The sequence below is a fragment of the Paraburkholderia oxyphila NBRC 105797 genome (genome assembly GCF_000685075.1).
Classification (GTDB): domain Bacteria; phylum Pseudomonadota; class Gammaproteobacteria; order Burkholderiales; family Burkholderiaceae; genus Paraburkholderia; species Paraburkholderia oxyphila.
The window spans coordinates 85641-103696 of record NZ_BAYD01000009.1 but is presented as its reverse complement, the minus strand read 5'-3'; the positions used below and the strand labels follow the sequence as shown (position 1 = coordinate 103696).

Sequence of the window (18056 nt, the reverse complement as noted above, 5' to 3'; positions counted from 1 at the left end):
GGGGATGCGTTCTGCTGTGGTGAGTGGGCGGGTGGTGGCTGGGGTTCTCGTGGTGATGCTTGGTGGGTTTGGGGTGTCTGCTTCGGCTTTGGCGGCTACTAGCGATGGGGTGTCTATCGCGCGGTCCAATGCCTGCATGGGGTGTCATGCGGTGGATCGCAAGCTTGTTGGGCCTTCGTTTAAGGATATCGCCGCGAAGTACAAGGGAGATGCGGGGGCGCAGGCCAAGCTCGAGAAGAAGGTAAGGGACGGTGGGGCTGGGGTTTGGGGGGCGATTCCGATGCCCTCGCATCCTGCTATGAGCGCTGGGGATGTTCGCGATGTCGTGGCCTGGGTGTTGGCCGGGGCGCCTGCTTCAAAGTAGCTTTTTCGGGGTGCTCGAAGTCTTGATGTCGCGCAATTTTGGTGCTTGGCACAAGCGAAAATAGCTGTGCTAGAATCGATTGGATAGTGGGGCGGTAGCTCAGCTGGGAGAGCGTCGCGTTCGCAATGCGAAGGTCGGGAGTTCGATCCTCCTCCGCTCCACCAAGGAATTCAATAAAAGCGACGCACTACGTCTTGCGATGTAGTGCGTCGTTTTGCTTTGTGTCGCAGTTTTTTGCACACCGGTTGTGGCAAATTTGTGGCGTCGCACAGGATCCCGCGGCTAGGTGAGGCGTTGGTAGAAAACGCTGCGCAACTCTACCGAGAACTCGGCGATCGTAAGAGTCAACCTTGCATGCATCAGCTAACCGCGTGCTGTTGCTGCTCATCCAACTGGACAATGGGTCGGTATGGCCGCACTACGCCGAGGAGAGGTCCTTGCGTACCCCCGGTGCTTGGCACCCCGTGGTAGCCCAGGAGCTTTTGGATTGTTTGGATGCTGTGCGCCCGGCAAATCAAGCGGTAATCGGCTACCGAGACTTCACAAACGCAGGTAGGTACTGCAATGGCAAGTGAAGACTGCAAACAGGCCTTGAAGCTGCTGGCGCGTTCGCGCAACGTGCTGGTGTCTGGCCCACCTGGCACTGGCAAATCGAAGCTTTTGGCCGAAGTCGCTCTTGCCTTTGAGACAGCCTTTGGCATAGCTCCCTCAGGCGGGGCGCCAAGGCTAAATCCTGTGGGAGGCATTCCGTCCGCCTGCGGCAGGTGGTGCCGACAAGGGCATTCCTGCACCTACCAAAAACAACCGCAAAGTCTTTCGGACGGTCTTTCACCAGAACTCTAAGTGCCGCGACTTCGTGTCGGGAATTACGCCAGCGGTCAACAAGGAGGCTGGCCGCCATCGAACAGCTACCCAAGACCAAACAACAATTCGTCTCGCAAATGCTAGATACCGTGTTCGCACAAGCGCGGCAGTAGAAGGAGTTTCAAGGCAGTAAACGAAGCGCGGGCCGCGAGTGTTACCAGCACTCACAGCCCGCTAACCACAACCAACTCATTGAAGGAGTTGACCATGGCTGATGCCAATCTTAATGCATTGCCCGCACATCCCGTGCGTCACGTAACCATTCAGCAGTCCTGGCGATATCGCCGCATCAACGCGCGAACCCGCACCGAGCCACCGCTGTACCCCTGGATCAAACTCGCGGGCCGCTGGCTGGAACTCGCAGGCTTCGAAGCAGGGCAGCGCGTAAAAGTCGAAGTACAACACGGCAGACTTGTAATCACGCAAGACTGAGTAGAACCGCAAACAACACCCCCGGCGAACCGCCGGGGCTTGTCTTTCTAAGGCTCCCGAATTTCCGCCTCCACCAGCGTCTTAAGCAACGCCACAGACTCCTGCCACCCAAGATAACAAGCCTCAACGGGGATGATCTCCGGAATCCCTTCTTGGACGACATTCAACTCCGTGCCGCAGAACACCTTCCGCAGCGAAACCGTAGTCTCCATAACCCCCGGCAGATTCGGATGCTCAAACACCCCCGTATACCGAATCCGCTCATTAGCCACGAGCTCCAGATACTCCCCACCAAACGAGTGACTAGCCCCGTTAGTGAAATTCGTAAACGACATCCGATACTTCCCGCCAACAACTGCATCCATCTGATGCACAGTCCCAGTAAACCCATTCGGCGGCAGCCATTTCGCCAGCGCGGCAGCATCAAGAAACGCGCGATAAACCCTCTCAGGTGGCGCGGTGAAAACACGATGAATTCGAACGGTACTCGTAGGCATGTCGATCCTCCATGCGCAAAGGTGCAGGGCAGTAGGGCAAACCAGGCACCCAAGATTCTAGTCAACAGCCAAACAAACCACCCCACAGCCGCCCCCCGCATCGCAGCAAACTAACCCGGCCGGGTAGCCTAAACTTCCCCTATCCCCCGGGCCACCCGCCCGACCATCGTCCCTCGGAGGCCACCATGCCCGCCGGCCAACTCGAAACTCAAAAGGTTGATTACGAAGGCTTCGAAATCCACATCAGCGCCATGCCGGTAGAGGAGGGCGGCAAGCGCTACACCTACACCGCCTACATCTGCCACCCGGGCGTGAACGCGGCGCTTCCGGGCCATTCGGTCGCGTACCGCGCGGACGGCGACGAGACCTTCCGCAGCGAGCAGGAAGCGGTTGAAGAGGCGGCGCATGTGGGGCGGAGCATCATCGAGGGCACGCATTCCGACCTGTCGGTGCTTTCGCTAGTGACCCACGGCTACTAGCCACCCAAACCGCAACTAACAGCACCCCCAGCCACGACGCCCACAAAAAAGCGGCGCAGCATCTCCGCTGCGCCGTGAGTCAACTCGCGCGCTGCAAACGCCCGCCCCCAACGCACCACCGCAAACCCCGCAACACAAGCTCTGCGCTGCATCAACCCCGCCGTTGCGCATCCTCATCGCTTTCGCAGAAATCCCGCCCATTAGCAAAGCAAACATTGCACATAGCCTACATTCATTACTAATATTTCAATCTTCTGCAAGGCACCCGGGCAGTGCGCGCGCCCAAAAAGCGCCGCAGCACCATCCCGCCGCCGCCATAACAACTCACACCGTTAACCCCTCTCATGACCCGCCCTTCACCCCAGAAGGCCGCGCTTGCCGCCGCCTGCGCCGCCACTTTCGCCTGCCTGAGCGCATCCGCCCAAGCTCAATCCACCGTCACCCTCTACGGCGAGATCGACGCCGGCCTCGCCTACGCCAACAACGTCGGCGGCCACGCGCAATACCAGCTCACCTCGGGCCTCATCGACGGCAGCTTCTGGGGCCTGCAAGGCAGCGAGGACCTCGGCGGCGGCATGAAGGCGCTGTTCCGTCTCGAGCGCGGCTTCGCGCCCGCCAACGGCGAGGAGCGCAACGATCACCCGTACTACGTCGGCCTCGAATCGGAGTCGTTCGGCACGCTCACGCTCGGCCGCCAGTACGACTCGGTCCACGACTATTTCGCGCCCTTCACGCTCACGGGCGGCACGGGCGGCACCGCGTTCGCGCATCCCTTCGACAACGACAACGCCAACAACACGTATCTCGCCGCAAACGCCGTCAAGTACGCGAGCCCGAGCTTCGGCGGCTTCACCTTCGGCGGCATGTACGCGTTCTCGAACGGCGCGGGCCGCTTCGCCGACAACCGCGCCTACAGCCTCGGCGCGAACTACGCGGGCGGCGCCTTCAGCGCGGGCGTCGCGTGGCTGCACAACAATGGCCGCGGCGCGAACGGCACGGGCGCGTACGAACCGCTCGCGCTGCCGGGCTCGGGAGACACGGCGGGCTCGGTCATCGATACGTTCGTCGGCAAGCAGGACACCATCGGCGTGGGCGCGAACTACGTCATCGGCGACGTGACGCTCGGCGCCGCGTGGTCGCGCGCGATCCAGACCGGCGTCGTCGATGCGGATAGCGCCGCGGGCCTGCCGTCCGTCGGCTTCAGCAACTACGAGCTCAACGCCGTCTGGCAGGTCACGCCAACCGTGTCGCTCGCGGGCATGTACGTCTACACGAAGGCATCGGCGGCGCATTGGCACGAGGGCGCGGTGCAGGCGGTCTATCAGGTTTCGAAGCGCACCGACGTCTACGCCGAAACGGTCTACCAGCGCGCGAGCGCGGGCGCGCCCGCGGTCATCAACGCGTTCGATCCTGCGAGCGGACGCAACCAGCTCGTGGTCGCCACGGGTATCCGCCACCGCTTCTAGGCATCGGCGTTCGGGCACGCGCCGCCCTCCGGCGGCGGCCAACGCAAATCCGGGCAATCAGAAAACCGGCCAGCGCATCGGCGAATGCGCTGCTACCATCGCCCGTTCGTCTTTCATCTTCGTCTTCAGCCCCGATGCTCGCCCTCAAGCTCACGCTCGTCCCGCTCTTCCTGCTGTTCGTGTCGATGGCCGGCAAGCACTGGGGGCCGAAGGTCGCGGGCTGGCTCGCGGGGTTGCCCGTGATCGCGGGCCCCATTCTCTGGCTGCTCGTGATGCAGCACGGCGATGCGTTCGGCGCGCGCGCCGCCACGCTCTCGCTTTACGCGATCCTCGCTTCCGAGTCGTTCAATTTCGCCTACGCCTGGACGTGCCGCGCGCGGCCCTGGTGGCTCGCGCTCGCGGCGGGGCTGGCCGCATGGTTCGCCGCCGCGTGCGTGCTGTCGCGCTTGCCGGTGTCGTGGCCGTGGGCGCTCGGCGTGGCGCTGGCCGCGACGCTCTTCTGCCAGACCTTCCTGCCGCGCAGCACCGTGGTCGCCGCCGGCGCGCCGCTCACGCGCACCGATCTCGCCGGCCGCATGTTTGCGGGCGCCGCGCTCACGCTGGCTGTCACGGCGATGTCCACGCGCCTCGGCCCCGTGTGGAGCGGCTTGTTCGCGGTGTTTCCGCTGCTCAGCAGCGTGCTGGCGGTGTCGTCGCATCGCGCGCACGGCGCCCCGTTCGTCATCGCGTTGCTGCGAGGGATGGTGCTCGGGCGGTTCGGGTTCGCGGCGTTCTGTCTGGTGCTGTCGCTGACGCTCGAACATCAGGCGTCGACGCTGGCGTTCGTCGAAGCGGCTGCCGTCGCCATGCTGGTTCAGGCGACGAGCGCGCGCCTCGCACGGCTCAAGCGCGCGGATCCCGCGCAAAGCGGCGTGCGCACCGATACCGTTTCCACGGAGTAATCGGCGGGTCGGGCGGGAGAAGCGGGGAAGGGCGGGTTCGCGCGCCGGTGCTGGACGGCGCGAACCGATACGGCGATCAATGCCACCCCAGAGCCACGAAAAGTGGAAAAAGGCCCGGACACCCAGTGTCCGGGCAAGCCGCCGGATCACCGGCGGCGGAGGTATCTGCGGGCGCGCCCCGCGCAGCGCGCGAGGCGACGTTAACTAACCTATCGCACAAAGAGTAACGGGCCCGCGCTCGAGTTCCATCGAGAGCGGGCCCGTCTGGTGTCCTTCATTCAGCGCGCCGCCGTGCGGGGCGCTGCCTTCGACCGCGATTACTGGCCGAAGTAAACCGACTTGGCGTTCGTCGTCACGCGGCTGCCGGCTTGAGTCGAGCCGTTCGTCGAGGCGCCGTAGGCCGTGGCTTCAGCCGTTGCGTTTTGTTGCGCGACCTTCGCTTGTGCGGCTTGCAGGTCTTCCGGGTAGTACGGGCTCGCGAGGCCCGGGCGATAGCCGGCCTGTTCGAGTTGCACGAGTTCTGCCTTCACCTGGGCACGGGTCACCGGCTGGCTTTCTTGAGCGAACGACAGGGCCGGGGCGGCAAGAACGGTAGCGGCAAGCGCTGCAGCAATCAGGGTCTTCATGGTTACTAACCTCCAAAATTTATCATTTGAACCGTAACAATCGCGTTGTTCGATTCGTTGATAGAACTTTATTGCAGCGCACTTCGAAGATAAATATCGAGATACGGCAAACATCATTACAGGAATGAAGATAATTGCCGCTGGACCGGATGCTGAAAACGAATGGGCGGAGGCTCCCGCCCACGCGCGTGCGCCGTGTGCCTGGCGGTGAGGCAAAATAGTGCGCATGAGGCCGCGCGCGGCACGGTTCTCACGGCTGATGCAATACCAGCAACCTTCGAGGAGATTTCCATGAAAAACGCACTCGGCCGTCAGGCCGTGATTGCCGCCGCGCTGGCGGGTCTGGCGACGGCAGGCATCGCGCACGCCGATGAAACCGTGAACTGCTACGGCGTCGCCAAGGCGGGCCAGAACGATTGCGCGAGCAAGACCGGCGTGCATGACTGCGCGGGCGAGGCCAAGGTCGACCACGACAAGGGCGACTTCAAGGCCATGCCGAAGGGCACCTGCGAAAAGCTCGGCGGCACGCCGGAAAAGTAAGCCGTGGCAAGAGCGGCGAAATGAGCAGCGAAATGCGTGGCGCAGAACGGCTCGAGGCGAGCCTCGACACAATCGCTACCGCTAGCCTGCTCGCGACATGCGCACGATGATGCCAACCCCTTCGCGCACACTTCCGGCGCAAGGCGTTGGCATCGGTTTGCGTCACGCGCACTATGACGCATTCATGCAGGCGCCACCGTCGGTCGGCTGGGTCGAGGTCCATAGCGAAAACTATTTCGGCGATGGCGGCTACGACCTGCACGTCCTCGAAGCGGTGCGCCGCGATTTGCCGGTGAGTCTGCACGGCGTGGGCCTCGGGCTCGGCTCTGCCGCGCCGCTCGACGAGGGGCATCTCGCGCGCCTCGAGCGGCTCGTCGAGCGCATCGAACCCGCGCTCGTCTCCGAGCATCTGTGCTGGGGCGCGACGCCTCACGCCGCTCTTCACGATCTCCTGCCGATGCCGCTCACGCAGGCGTCGCTCGATCATCTAAGCGCGCGCGTCGCGCAGATGCAGGACACGCTGCGCCGGCGCGTGCTGATCGAAAACGTCTCCACGTACGTGCGGTTTCGCGACGATACCTACGTCGAGACGGCCTTCCTCGCCGAGCTTGCGCGCCGCACGGGCTGTGGCGTGCTGCTCGACGTGAACAATCTGTACGTGAACCAATGCAATCACGGTGAGGACGCGCTAGAGGCAATGACCGCGCTGCCGCGCGAGGCGGTGGGCGAGCTGCATCTCGCGGGGCATCGCGTGACGCCGGCGGCGGTGATCGACGATCACGGCTCGCGTGTCGCGCCTGAAGTCTGGACGCTCTACGAGGCCGCGCTGCGCCGTTTCGGACCGGTGCCCACGCTGATCGAATGGGACACCGCCGTGCCGCCGCTCGATGTGCTCATCGACGAAGTGAGGCTCGCGCGCGAGCGCATGACACGCATCGCGCACGATCCGCTTGCGAGTGTGCAGGTGCACCCATGAGCGCGAGTGAAACGCTGACGTCGCTGCAGACTGCCTTTGCCGCAGCGCTCGACGATCCCGCCGCCGATGCCGCGCTTGCCGCCCATCTTCAGCCCGCCGCCCCAGACGCTGACTTGCACGAGCGTCTTGGCCTCTATCGCGGCAACGTGCGCGCGGCACGGCGCGCAGCGCTGGCGAGTGCGTATCCGGTGCTCCTGGCGCTCGTCGGCGATGCTTGCTTCGATGCCCTCTCGCGCGACTATGCGAGAGCCCATCCTTCGCGCGACGCCGATCTGAATCGCTTCGGTGCGGCCTTGCCGGCCTTCATCGAACGCTATGAGACCGACGCGCGCTACGCGTATTTCGGCGATGTCGCGCGTCTCGAATGGGCGTTGCATGTGGCAGCCTTTGCCGCCAATGCCGAGCCGCTTGGCCCAGCGCAGTGGCAGGCGATCGGCGCGGAACGTCTCATGTCGGCGCGGCTCGCCGTGCATCCGGCGTGTGCCGCACTCGCCTCGCGCTACGCGGCGCTCGCGATCTGGCGCGCGCATCAGCACGACGATCAAAGCCTCGACGACAAGAGCCTCGACGACCAAAGCCGCAACGCATGGCCCGAACGCATCGATACGCCGGGCTGGACGCTCGTCGTGCGTCCGCGCTGGCGGCCCGCTGCGCTAGCGCACACACAGGCCGCGCACGAGGCGTTCGTGGCGCTCCGGCGCGGCGCGACGCTTGACGAAGCGCTCGAATGCGCATTCGCCATCGACGAGACGTTCGACTTCGCGAGCCAATGGCGCATGTGGATCGAGGCGGGCGCGATCGTCGGCTTGCGTGAGGAATGAAGCACTCGCTTGCTGCTCACACCCCTTGAGTCGGCGACTTGAGCACAATCAAATATTACCCGGATGATATTGCGCCCATAAATTTACCCGGGTAATATTCGCTCCGTGATTCGACACAGGAGCAAGACATGACATCGACGAATGAGCCCATGCCACGAGGCGCGGGCGTGACGGCTTTTGCCGGCACGCGGCTGATCGCGCGCGGCGCGCCGCTCGACGTGGCGCTGGCGGTGAAGGCGGCACTGGAGGGCGGCGAGAGCGCATCGGTCCTCGTGTTCGACGACCGCAACGCGAGGCCGGTGGAGTTCGATCTGCGCGGCAGGCCCGCAGACCTGGCCGCGCGCCTTGCCGCCGACGCGGCGTGGCAATCCCAGACCGAAGAGAGCGCACAGGCACAGCCGGATGAGCCTGGCGCAGAGGCTCCGCGCGGCCGCGGACGGCCCAGGCTAGGCGTGGTCGCGCGCGAGGTCACGCTGCTGCCGCGGCATTGGGACTGGCTGGCGGAGCAGCCGGGCGGCGCATCGGTGGTGCTGCGCCGGCTCGTGGAGAGCGCGCGTCATGCGAGCGAGTCGAAGGACCGCGTGCGGGCGTCGCGTGAAGCGGTGCATCGTTTCATGACTGCGATGGCCGGCAACCTGCCGGGCTATGAGGAAGCGCTGCGCGCGCTGTATGCGGGCGAGCGCGCGCGCTTCGAGGCGTGGAGCGTGGACTGGCCAGAGGACGTGCGCAACTACGTGCGGGAACTGGCCCAGGACGCGTTCGCTTGAGGACGCAACCAGCCGGCGCGGCTTCACTGTAAGTCGCGTCGGCTCAAAGAAAAAACAACGTGGAAAAATACCCGGGCAAAAAAAATCCGCTCAGGCCACATGGGCATGAGCGGGAAGTCGGAGAGTTGACATTTACAACCTCTGCATGAACTGTCATGGGGTCACGCAGTAAGTTCAGTGTAATTCCGGTGTATCTCCATCGATATAGGAGAAGTCCGAAACTCCCGTCCGACGGGGCCTTGCGCGCCGTGGCCACCCTGCGCGGCGCGTTGTTTCGTCCGGCCCACAGGCGCGCACGTCCGCCTTGCCACGTCGTTTGCGGCTCCGTACACTCGCGCGTGATTTCTCCCATGGGCATGTGCGAGTTTGCAACCTGAGCACCGCCTGCGCGATGCCCGCGCATGTGGTCCAAATCCCACGCCCCGTTCCAAAAGACAAAACTAGACCACGCCGGCAGCCGGTGCATCACGGTCAACAATGGCACAAGAGGAGCCCCCTATGTCCGATTCCTGGTTTCCCCGCTGGCGCGTGCAAGCGAGCGCCGCGCAGAACGTCGTCGCGCCCGACGAGCGCCTGCCCTGGCCGCAGATGTTCGCGATGGGCGTGCAGCACGTCGTCGCCATGTTCGGCTCGACGGTGCTCGCGCCGCTGCTCATGGGCTTCGATCCGAACCTGTGCATTTTCATGTCGGGGATCGGCACGCTGCTGTTCTTCGTCCTCGTGGGCGGGCGCGTGCCGAGCTACCTCGGCTCGAGCTTCGCGTTCATCGGCCTCGTGATCGCGGTCACGGGTTACGGCGGCCACGGGCCGAACACCAACATTCCGGTCGCGCTCGGCGGCATCATCGCGTGCGGCGTGGCCTACGCGCTGATCGGTCTGCTCGTTTCGGTCATCGGCACGAAGTGGATCGAGACGCTCATGCCGCCCGTCGTGACCGGTGCGATCGTCGCCGTGATCGGCCTGAATCTCGCGCCCACCGCCGTGAAGGGCGTGAACGGCTCGGAGTTCGATGCGTCGATGGCGCTCGTCACCATCCTCTGCGTGGGCGGTGTGGCCGTCTTCACGCGCGGCATGCTGCAGCGCCTGCTGATTCTCGTGGGCCTCGTGATTGCCTATGTGATCTATGCGATCGTGACCAACGGCATGGGCCTCGGCAAGCCGATCGACTTTGCGATCGTCGCGAACGCCGCCTGGTTCGGCCTGCCCAAGTTCACCGCGCCCGTGTTCGATCCGCACGCGATGACCATGCTCGTGCCCATCGCCGTGATCCTCGTGGCGGAGAACCTCGGCCACATCAAGGCCGTCTCGGCCATGACGGGCCAGAACCTCGACCGCTACATCGGCCGCGCGTTCATCGGCGACGGTCTGGCCACCATCGTCTCGGGCTTCCTCGGCGGCACGGGCGTGACGACCTACGGCGAGAACATCGGCGTGATGGCCGTCACGCGGATCTACTCGACGCTCGTGTTCGCGATCGCCGCGCTCATCGCGCTCGCGCTCGGCTTCTCGCCGAAGTTCGGCGCCGTGATTCAGACCATTCCGGGGCCGGTGCTCGGCGGCGTGTCCATCGTCGTGTTCGGCCTCATTGCCGTGACGGGCGCGCGCATCTGGGTCGTCAACAAGGTCGACTTCTCGGATAACCGCAACTTGATCGTGGCCGCCGTCACGCTCGTGCTCGGCGCCGGTGACTTCTCGCTCAAGCTCGGCAATTTCGGACTCGGTGGCATCGGCACGGCGACCTTCGGTGCGATCATCCTCTACGCGCTGCTGCGCAAGAAGCCGGCGCAGGGAGCGGTGGTTTAAGGGCGGTTGACGGTGGCGCCTTTGGGTGCCAAAGGCGCGTTGAGCGCCATGCCCAAACGCGCATAATTCGCGCATGAAAAACGCGACGCCTTTTTAGATAGGGCGTCGCGTTTGTTTTTTGTGCATTGCTTCGTGCGCTTTTTACGGGCGTTTCTTCGCGAGCGCTTTTGCACGCGTCTATGTGCGCGTCTTTATGATCTCGCCGCGCCAACCGCGCCAACCGCGCCAACCGCGCCGACCGCGCGCTTACTACGAGATCACTGCGCGCTCGCGACGCGCTCTCGCGCCTACCCCCGATTCCGCCCACGCGTAGTCATCGCCGTTTCCGAGAGATCCACCTCACGCATCAGCTTCACGAGCGTCTCGTCATTGATCGTCTGCCGGTTGCGCAGATCGACCAGCGTCGCGCGTTCGGCGCGCATGGCCGCCAGGCGCATCTGCATTTCGAGCGCCTCCGCCTCGCGAGCGTGCCTGGCGCGGTCGCGGTCGGCGTCGACTGTCGCGAGGCGCCGCCGATAGGTGTCCATCACGCGCGCCGTGACGTCGGCGGCGTAGGCGGCCTGCTGTTCGTCCATGTCCTCGGTGGCTTTTTCATGCAGCGCATCCACCGCGCGGATCGCGGCTTGTGCCGCTTGCGCGCGCGCCGCGCGTTCCTCGGCGGCGTGCGCCGGATGCGCGCCGCGCTTCACGCCGCGCAGCAGCAGCGGCAACCCGACGATCGCCACCAGCAGCGAGGCGAGTATCACCCCCGAGGCGATAAAAATGGCGCTGTCGCGTCCCGGCAGCGGCGCGCCGTTGTTGAGCGCCACGGGCAGCGAGAGCACGCCGGCGAGCGTGACCGCGCCGCGCACGCCGGCCACCGTCGTGATCGCCACGGTGCGCAGGCCCGGCACCGCGTTGGCCACGCCGTGACGCGCGGCGCTGCGGCTCGCGAACCAGCGCAGCAGCCACACCCAGCCGAAGCGCATCGCATAGAGCGCCACCAGCACGGCCGCGATATAGCCAATGAGGCGCAGCATCTGCACATTGCTCGTGTGGTGCGCGTCGAGCAGCGCCTTGCCGAGAATCCCGGGGAATTGCAGGCCGAGCAGCGTGAACACCATGCCGTTGAAGATGAATTCGATCATCGACCACGTGCTGGTCGCGCGCACCCGTGAGGAAACCGGGCCCGTGAGCGCGACGCTCGTGTAGTTCATCATCATCCCCGCGGCCACGGCGGCCAGCACGCCCGACACTTCGAGATGCTCGGCGATGAGGTAAGCCGCGAACGGGATCAGCATGGTCATCACGACGCCGGGCGCGGGGTCGCCTTCCGCCGTCACGTTGAGAAAGCGCGCGGACGCGAAGCTGAAGAGCCAGCCGATCGCCGCGCCCACGGCAAGCCCGCCCGCCGCGATCAGAAAGAAGCTGAGCGTGGCTTCGCGCAGCGAGAAGTAGCCCGTGAGCGCGGCGGCCACGGCGAACTTCAGCGCGACGAGGCCGGACGCGTCGTTCATCAGCGCTTCGCCTTCGAGGATGTGCATGAGCTGCGCGGGAATCTTGTCCTTGCCGGCGATGGCCGAGAGCGCCACGGCGTCGGTGGGCGAGAGCACGGCGGCGAGCGCGAAGGCCACCGGCAGCGAGATCTGCGGCACGAGCCAGTGCACGAAATAGCCCACCGCCACCACGGTGAACAGCACGAGGCCGAGCGCGAGCATCAGGATTGCGCGGCGCTGCATGAAGAATTCGCGCTTGGGCATGCGCCAGCCGTCGGCGAACAGCAGCGGCGGAATGAACAGCGCCATGAAGATGTCGGGGTCGAACGTCACGTGCGGATTGATGCGCGGAAACGTCAGCAACGCGCCGATGGCGATCTGCAAAAGCGGCAGCGGCAGCTTGACGGGCAGAAGGCGCACGATGACGCCCGAAAGCGCCACGGCAAGGAGCAGAATGAGAACGGTGAAAAGGGTTTCCATCGATGCGGTAAGACGGGGACGTGGTGCGTCCCTTTAATGCGGAAGCGTTGCGAACGGATGCTGAGGTGCCTGGCGAGGCAGGCGGCGGCTGTCGGACAGTTTAGCTTGAGGACGGCTCTGGACGCCGCGAAGCGGGCAGGCGCGGTGCTTGCCCGGGCGATGCGCGCCTTGTCATGCAGGAACGAGCGAACGTGACGCACGGTTTTGGTGCGCCCCGAAGTGTGGCATGCCCGTTGAGCGCGCATGCACGTGGGCGGCGGCACGGGTTTCGATGCGCGCCGGGTCGCGGTTTGCGTGCGCACGGACCTTGCTTGATCGCCACCGGAGGCGCAACGCAGGGACCGCCGGCACGCCAGCCGCGGCGATCAACTTGCGCGAAGAGGAAAGCATGATCACAGAACAGCAGGACAAGACGGCGCCGCACGGCTTCGATCTGAGCGTCGCGTCGGGGCTGGAGCGCTATAGCGTGCAGCATGGCGAGCTCACGCTCACGAGTGTGTTTCAGCCGGTTTTCAGTCTCTCGCACATGCGCGCGATCGGCTACGAGGGGTTCTTGCGCGCGCACGACTCGCTCGACAGGCCCATTTCGCCCATTGACGTGTTCGGCGAAGCCGCGCGCGTGGGCGAGGTGCTCCAGGTGGACCGGCTCGCGCAGGCGCTGCACCTGGAGAACTTCGCCTTGCTCGGCGCCGAGCGCGAGTGGCTTTTTCTGAACGTGCATCCGGGCACGCTGATCGAGCCGTATCACGCGGCGGCGCTGCTGGCGAACTTGCTGCGGCTCGATTTGCCGCCGCGGCGTGTCGTGCTCGAGGTGCTCGAAGCCGATGCGACCGATCTCGACGCACTCGCGCACGCGGTGGCCGAGTTCCGCGAGCGCGGCTTTCTCATCGCGCTCGACGACTTCGGCGCGGGGCATGTCGATATCGGCCGAGTGTGGCAGTTGAATCCCGATATCGTGAAGCTCGACCGCATCATGCTGTTGCACGCCGCGCATCGCGCCGACATGGCCGCGACGCTGCCCGCGCTCGTCGCGCTGCTGCACGAGGCCGGCAAGCTGGTGCTGATCGAGGGCGTGGAGACGGAGCAGGAAGCGCAGCTCGCGCTCTCGTGCAACGCCGACTTCGTGCAGGGCTTCTTCTTCGCGCGGCCCGCGCCCGGGCTCACTGATGCGGCGCACGCGCAGGCTGTGATTGGCGAGGCTACAGAGCGATTTCGTCAGCAGACCGAAGCACGCGAGCGCGGCACGGCAAGCCGCCTCGCGCCCTACGTGCGCGCGTTCGAGCGTGCGGCTGAGCGGCTCGGCGCGGGCGAGTCGCTGGAAGAGGTGTGCTGGAATTTTCTCGCGCTCGATCATGCGGCGCGCTGCTTCCTGCTTGACGCTAACGGGCGGCAGGCGGGGCGCAACGTGGTGCTGCGCGTGGACCGCGCCGAGCACGACGCGCGTTTCTTGCCGCTAGATGATGCGCAGGGCGCGAACTGGCTGCGCCGGCCGTATTTTCGCGCGGCGCTGGTGGCGCCGGGGCGCGTGCACGTGAGCGCGCCGTATTTGTCGATCAACGAGGCGCTGCCGTGCGTGACGCTTTCGATGGCGGTGCAGGTGGGCGATCGTCTGTGCGTGCTGTGTGGGGATGTGGACTGGCTGGCGGAGGAGGTGGCCTGAGCGCGCGCCTTACCGCGTTGTGTATCGATGAAAAAAAAACGGCGCGAGTGTGAAGCACTCGCGCCGTTTGCTTGCCTGATACTGAAAGCAAAGCTTATTTCGCAACCACCACCGGAATGCCGCGCAAGGCGCCCGCGCCCTTGAACGAGGCGAGCGCCTCATTCACCGCCGCGCTCGTCTTCACGTCGATATTCAGGCGCGTGGCGAGTTCGCGCTCGCTGCGCTTGACCGAAGCGAGATTCGCGAGCTTCACGTGGCCATAGCCGCGCACGCGCTGATACAGGCTCGCGAACTTCGCGAGATCGGCGGCTTGCTCTGCGGTGACGCCTGAGAGCGCACCGCGCAGCGTCGCTTCATAGTCATCGGCGAGGGCGCGTTCCATGCGGCGCTCGAGCGTCTTGCCGAACGGATCGAGCCACGTGCCGCGCACCGCGCGTCCTTTCTGAAGCAGCCCGAACGCACTCCACAGCCACTGCCCGAACTGCATCTTGCGCGGATGCTGGCCGTTCTTCTCACGCGCGATGAGCGGCGGCGCGAGGTTGAACTTCACCGTGAAGTCGTTGCCGGCCTTGCCTTCGAACTGCGCTTCGAGCGCGGCGCGGAAGGCCGGATCGGCGTGCAGGCGCGCCACTTCGTATTCATCCTTCACTGCGAGCAGGCGATAGAACGTGTTTGCTACGGCGCGCGCGAGCGCTTGATCGGCGGATTTGTCGGCGCCGCGTGCCGCGTCGACCAGCGCGCGATAACGCTTAACGTAGCCCGAGCCGCCGTAAGCGAGCAAACGCTGCTCGCGATCCGCGACCAACTCGTCGAGCGTCTGCGTGAGCTTGCGCACCGTCGCCTTTGCAGCCGCCGCGCGTTGCGTGTCCAGCGCTTCGAGCGCAGCCGTATCGGCAGCGGCGAGGCGTCCGATCGAGAACGCGAGCAGATTCGCCTGCACGGCCACGTTATTCAGCTCGATCGCACGCGTGAGCGCCGCGAGCGAAACGGGCACGAGGCCGAGCTGCCACGCGAAGCCGAGCATCACGATGTTCGCGCCGATGGTGTCGCCGAGGAAGCGTTGCGCGAGGGCTTGCGCATCGCAGGCCGCAAGCGGATCTTGCGCAAGCGTGGCGCCGCCCGTCGCCGCATGGCGCATCTTCGCGAGCAGCGCATCGGCGTGCAGGTTCGCTTCGGGGTTCTGCACGAACGCCGCGTTCGGAATCTCATGCGTGTTCACGACGATGCGCGTGCGGTCGTGGCGCACGGTCTGCAGCGCGTCGGCGCTCGCGCCCACCACCATGTCGCAGGCGAGCAGCAGGTCGGCCTGCTGCGTGTCGATGCGCACCTGGTTGAGCAACGCATCGGTCGCCGCGAAGCGCACGAACGAGAGCACCGAGCCGCCCTTCTGCGCGAAGCCCATGAAGTCGAGCACGGAAGCGCTCTTGCCTTCCAGATGCGCGGCCATGCTGATGAGCGCGCCCACCGTCACCACGCCCGTGCCGCCCACACCGGTCACGAGGATGTCGTAGGGCGCGTTATCCAGGTGCGTGGCCGGGAGCGGCAGCGCATTCACGCGCGCGGCGAGCGCCTGCGGATCGAACGCGGCGCCCGCGGCCTTCTTGAGCTTGCCGCCTTCGATGGTGACGAAGCTCGGGCAGAAGCCGTTCACGCACGAATAATCCTTGTTGCACGACGACTGGTCGATGCGGCGCTTGCGGCCCAGCTCCGTTTCCACCGGCTCGACCGAGAGGCAGTTCGACTGCACGCCGCAATCGCCGCAGCCTTCACAGACTTCCTCGTTGATGAACAGGCGCTTGTCCGGGTCGGGAAATTCGCCTTTCTTGCGGCGGCGGCGCTTCTCGGCGGCGCAGGTCTGGTCGTAGATCAGCACGGTCACGCCCAGCGTTTCGCGCAGCTCGCGCTGCACGGTGTCGAGCTCGCTGCGGTGATGGAACGTCGTGCCCTTCGGGAACAGGCCGTGATGGCCGTCGTACTTCTCGGGCTCGTCGCTCACCACCACGAAGCGCGACACGCCCTCGGCTTCCACCTGGCGCGCGATCTGCGGCACGGAGATGCTGCCGTCCACGGGCTGGCCGCCCGTCATCGCCACGGCGTCGTTGTAGAGGATCTTGTAGGTGATGTTGGTCTTCGCGGCCACGGCCTGGCGGATCGCGAGGATGCCTGAATGAAAGTAGGTGCCGTCGCCGAGATTCTGGAACACGTGCGGCATTTTCGTGAACATCGAGTGCGCGGCCCAGTCCACGCCTTCGCCGCCCATCTGGATCAGGCCCGTGGTGTCGCGCTCCATCCACGAGGCCATGAAGTGACAGCCGATTCCGGCTTGCGCAATCGAGCCTTCGGGCACCTTCGTCGAGGTGTTGTGCGGGCAGCCTGAGCAGAAGTAGGGCGTGCGCTTCACCGCATCCGCGACGTTCGAAAGAATCTGCGGCGCCACGAGGTCGACCACGCGCTCGCGGCGGTCGAGCGCCGGCTTGTGCTTCGCGAGCCACGCGGCGAACACGGGCAGGATGCGCGAAGGGCGCAGCTCGCCCAGCTCGGAGAGCAGCAGCGTGCCGTCCTCGGCATGCTTGCCGACGATGGCCGGGCGCGCCCCTTCCTTGCGGTTGTAGAGGTAGTCCTTGATCTGCTGCTCGATCACGGGGCCTTTCTCTTCGATCACGAGCACGTCGGTGAGTCCCGAGACGAAGGCGTCGATACGCGACATCTCCAGCGGGAACGAGAGCCCCACCTTGTAGATGCGCACGCCCGCGCGGTCGAGGTCCTCGACCGTGAGATCGAGGCGGCGCAGCGTTTCCATCAAGTCCAGATGCGCCTTGCCGCAGGTGACGATGCCCACGTTCGCGTGCGGGCTCGGAGCGATCCACTTGTCGATGCTGTTCGCGCGCGCGAAGTGGCGCACGGCGTCGAGCTTGGCCGCGAGGCGCTGCTCGATCGCGAGGCTCGGCAGATCGGGCCAGCGGTTGTGCAGGCCGCCGGGCGGCGGGGTGAAGCCTTGCGGTGCTTGCCAGTCTGTTTGCAGGGCATCGAGGTCGACGGTCGAGCCCGACTCCACCGTCTCCGAAATCGCCTTGTAGCCCACCCATGCGCCCGAGTAGCGCGAGAGCGCCCAGCCGTACAGGCCGAACTCGAGCATGTCGGCGATGTTCGACGGATTCACGATGGGCATGTGCCACGCCATCATCGCGAAGTCGCTCTGATGCGGCATCGACGACGACACGCAGCCGTGATCGTCGCCCGCCACCACGAGCACGCCGCCGTGCGCCGACGAGCCGTAGGCGTTGCCGTGCTTGAGCGCGTCGCCGGCGCGATCGACGCCCGGGCCCTTGCCGTACCACATCGCGAACACGCCTTCGACGGTGCGCTCCGGGTCCGCTTCCACGCGCTGCGTGCCGAGCACGGCGGTGCCGCCCAACTCCTCGTTGATGGCGGGCAAAAAGCGCACATCGGCGGCTTCGAGCAGCTTCTTGGCCTTCCAGGCCTGCTGGTCGACCATGCCGAGCGGCGAGCCGCGATAGCCGCTGATGAAGCCCGCCGTGTTCAGGCCATGCACGCGGTCGAGCGCGCGCTGCATCAGCGGCAGGCGGATCAGCGCCTGGGTGCCGGTGAGGAAGATGCGGCCGCGCGTGGCGGTGAGGTTGTCGGTGAGCTTGTAATCAGCGAGGGGCGGGGTGGCGGGCGTGTCGCCAAACGCGGGGCGCGCGGTCATGGGGAGTCTCCATTTATTGCTGTCGTGCACCCTCCACGGAGGGCGGCGAAGAAGACTCTATTTTTTCGCGCCAATGACGGAAATATTTTGCTAACTGACCGGGCGCGGGTGCAATTCGCGCGACAGGCTGCCCGTGGCGGGCTAATTTTGAGAAAG

The 18056-nt window shown here is 65.5% G+C and carries 15 protein-coding genes and 1 tRNA gene; 12 read left to right on the top strand and 4 right to left on the bottom strand.

Translation table 11 applies throughout. The features are described from left to right. The first annotated feature begins 4 nt into the window (after window positions 1-4). From BO1_RS08480 to BO1_RS57215, 3 genes are all read left to right on the top strand, one after another. Window positions 5-364: a c-type cytochrome gene (locus BO1_RS08480; protein WP_028217198.1), complete on the top strand. Its 360-nt coding sequence runs from the start codon at window positions 5-7 to the stop codon at window positions 362-364. Between the two features lie 88 nt (window positions 365-452). Beyond that, a tRNA-Ala gene (locus BO1_RS08475) sits at window positions 453-528 on the top strand. Window positions 529-1435: 907 nt separating this feature from the next. After that, window positions 1436-1660, top strand: a complete 225-nt coding sequence (locus BO1_RS57215; RefSeq protein WP_084687825.1) for a SymE family type I addiction module toxin — start codon at window positions 1436-1438, stop codon at window positions 1658-1660. A gap of 47 nt (window positions 1661-1707) precedes the next feature. On the opposite strand, the gene BO1_RS08470 is transcribed toward BO1_RS57215, so the two are convergent. Continuing rightward, window positions 1708-2157, bottom strand: coding sequence for an SRPBCC family protein (locus BO1_RS08470; RefSeq protein WP_028217197.1), 450 nt, complete (start codon window positions 2155-2157; stop codon window positions 1708-1710). A gap of 185 nt (window positions 2158-2342) precedes the next feature. Between BO1_RS08470 and BO1_RS08465 the strand changes: the two genes are divergently transcribed. From BO1_RS08465 to BO1_RS50160, 3 genes are all read left to right on the top strand, one after another. Next, window positions 2343-2636, top strand: coding sequence for a hypothetical protein (locus BO1_RS08465; RefSeq protein ID WP_028217196.1), 294 nt, complete (start codon window positions 2343-2345; stop codon window positions 2634-2636). A gap of 344 nt (window positions 2637-2980) precedes the next feature. Then, complete coding sequence (locus tag BO1_RS08460) at window positions 2981-4102, top strand: porin (protein WP_028217195.1); 1122 nt, start codon at window positions 2981-2983, stop codon at window positions 4100-4102. Window positions 4103-4236: 134 nt separating this feature from the next. Beyond that, the gene (locus BO1_RS50160) at window positions 4237-5043 is read left to right on the top strand and encodes a hypothetical protein (protein ID WP_043284163.1); all 807 of its coding nucleotides are present in this window, start codon (window positions 4237-4239) and stop codon (window positions 5041-5043) included. A 317-nt stretch (window positions 5044-5360) separates the two neighbouring features. Here BO1_RS50160 and BO1_RS08450 read toward each other — a convergent pair whose 3' ends face one another. Beyond that, the gene (locus BO1_RS08450; RefSeq protein WP_028217194.1) at window positions 5361-5669 is read right to left on the bottom strand and encodes a DUF4148 domain-containing protein; all 309 of its coding nucleotides are present in this window, start codon (window positions 5667-5669) and stop codon (window positions 5361-5363) included. 291 nt (window positions 5670-5960) lie between these two features. Here BO1_RS08450 and BO1_RS08445 point away from each other — a divergent pair, with 291 nt between their 5' ends. The 5 genes from BO1_RS08445 (at window position 5961) to BO1_RS08430 (ending at window position 10576) form a co-directional block, all read left to right on the top strand. Continuing rightward, the gene (locus tag BO1_RS08445) at window positions 5961-6209 is read left to right on the top strand and encodes a BufA1 family periplasmic bufferin-type metallophore (protein ID WP_028217193.1); all 249 of its coding nucleotides are present in this window, start codon (window positions 5961-5963) and stop codon (window positions 6207-6209) included. Between the two features lie 106 nt (window positions 6210-6315). Then, the gene (gene bufB / locus BO1_RS57210; protein WP_245643736.1) at window positions 6316-7185 is read left to right on the top strand and encodes an MNIO family bufferin maturase; all 870 of its coding nucleotides are present in this window, start codon (window positions 6316-6318) and stop codon (window positions 7183-7185) included. Then, on the top strand, window positions 7182-8006 hold the full coding sequence (locus BO1_RS57205) for an HvfC/BufC N-terminal domain-containing protein (RefSeq protein ID WP_052409398.1): 825 nt from the start codon (window positions 7182-7184) through the stop codon (window positions 8004-8006). The genes bufB and BO1_RS57205 overlap by 4 nt, the downstream gene beginning before the upstream one ends. Before the next feature lie 128 nt (window positions 8007-8134). Further along, window positions 8135-8773: a DUF2239 family protein gene (locus BO1_RS08435; protein ID WP_043284161.1), complete on the top strand. Its 639-nt coding sequence runs from the start codon at window positions 8135-8137 to the stop codon at window positions 8771-8773. 498 nt (window positions 8774-9271) lie between these two features. After that, the gene (locus tag BO1_RS08430) at window positions 9272-10576 is read left to right on the top strand and encodes a solute carrier family 23 protein (RefSeq protein WP_028217191.1); all 1305 of its coding nucleotides are present in this window, start codon (window positions 9272-9274) and stop codon (window positions 10574-10576) included. Between the two features lie 287 nt (window positions 10577-10863). Here BO1_RS08430 and BO1_RS08425 read toward each other — a convergent pair whose 3' ends face one another. Further along, window positions 10864-12531 (bottom strand): Na+/H+ antiporter, encoded by a 1668-nt coding sequence (locus BO1_RS08425; RefSeq protein WP_028217190.1) that lies wholly within the window; start codon window positions 12529-12531, stop codon window positions 10864-10866. A gap of 388 nt (window positions 12532-12919) precedes the next feature. Between BO1_RS08425 and BO1_RS08415 the strand changes: the two genes are divergently transcribed. Then, on the top strand, window positions 12920-14191 hold the full coding sequence (locus BO1_RS08415; RefSeq protein ID WP_028217189.1) for a sensor domain-containing phosphodiesterase: 1272 nt from the start codon (window positions 12920-12922) through the stop codon (window positions 14189-14191). Window positions 14192-14285: 94 nt separating this feature from the next. Here the strand turns inward: BO1_RS08415 and BO1_RS08410 are convergent, their stop codons facing one another. Continuing rightward, complete coding sequence (locus tag BO1_RS08410; RefSeq protein WP_028217188.1) at window positions 14286-17900, bottom strand: indolepyruvate ferredoxin oxidoreductase family protein; 3615 nt, start codon at window positions 17898-17900, stop codon at window positions 14286-14288. Between the last annotated feature and the right edge of the window lie 156 nt (window positions 17901-18056).